This window comes from Psychrobacter sp. Sarcosine-3u-12 (assembly GCF_002836005.1).
GTDB classification, from domain to species: domain Bacteria; phylum Pseudomonadota; class Gammaproteobacteria; order Pseudomonadales; family Moraxellaceae; genus Psychrobacter; species Psychrobacter okhotskensis.
The window spans coordinates 1-860 of record NZ_PJBY01000039.1; the positions used below are offsets into that span (position 1 = coordinate 1).

The window sequence follows — 860 nt, forward strand, 5'->3', positions numbered from 1 at the left end:
CCAAAAAAAGAGGAAATACCCATGGCAAAGGCCAAGTTTGAACGCAGCAAGCCACACGTCAACGTCGGTACCATCGGACACGTTGACCACGGTAAAACCACACTAACCGCCGCTATCGCAACCGTAGCAGCAATCACCTCAGGTGGCGAAGCCAAAGACTACGCGTCTATTGACTCAGCCCCAGAAGAAAAAGCACGTGGCATCACCATCAACACCTCACACGTAGAATATGACACCCCATCACGTCACTACGCCCACGTCGATTGCCCAGGTCACGCCGATTATGTTAAAAACATGATCACCGGTGCAGCCCAAATGGACGGCGCAATCCTAGTCGTATCAGCGACCGATGGCCCAATGCCACAAACCCGTGAGCACATCCTGCTATCACGTCAGGTTGGCGTACCATACATCGTCGTATTCATGAACAAGTGCGACGTTGTTGACGACGAAGAACTGCTTGAACTCGTAGAAATGGAAGTTCGTGAATTATTGAACGACTATGACTTCCCAGGTGATGACACCCCAATCATCCACGGTTCTGCTACTGAAGCCCTAAAAGGCTCACAAGAAAAATACGGCCAACCAGCCGTCGTAGAACTACTAAACGTACTAGACACCTACATCCCAGAGCCAGAGCGTGACATCGACAAAGCATTCCTAATGCCAATCGAAGACGTATTCTCAATCTCAGGTCGTGGTACCGTTGTGACCGGTCGTGTTGAATCTGGTATCGTTAAAGTTGGTGACGAAATTGAAATCGTTGGTATCCGTGACACTCAAAAAACCACCTGTACTGGTGTAGAGATGTTCCGTAAACTGCTTGACGAAGGTCGTGCAGGCGAAAACTGTGGCGTACT

1 protein-coding gene is annotated in these 860 nt (G+C 49.7%); it reads left to right on the forward strand.

Annotated features, from left to right (window positions below; genetic code table 11):
• Positions 1-21: 21 nt before the first annotated feature.
• Positions 22-860: elongation factor Tu (locus CXF65_RS01040; protein ID WP_101210732.1), on the forward strand; the 839-nt coding region annotated here is incomplete at its 3' end.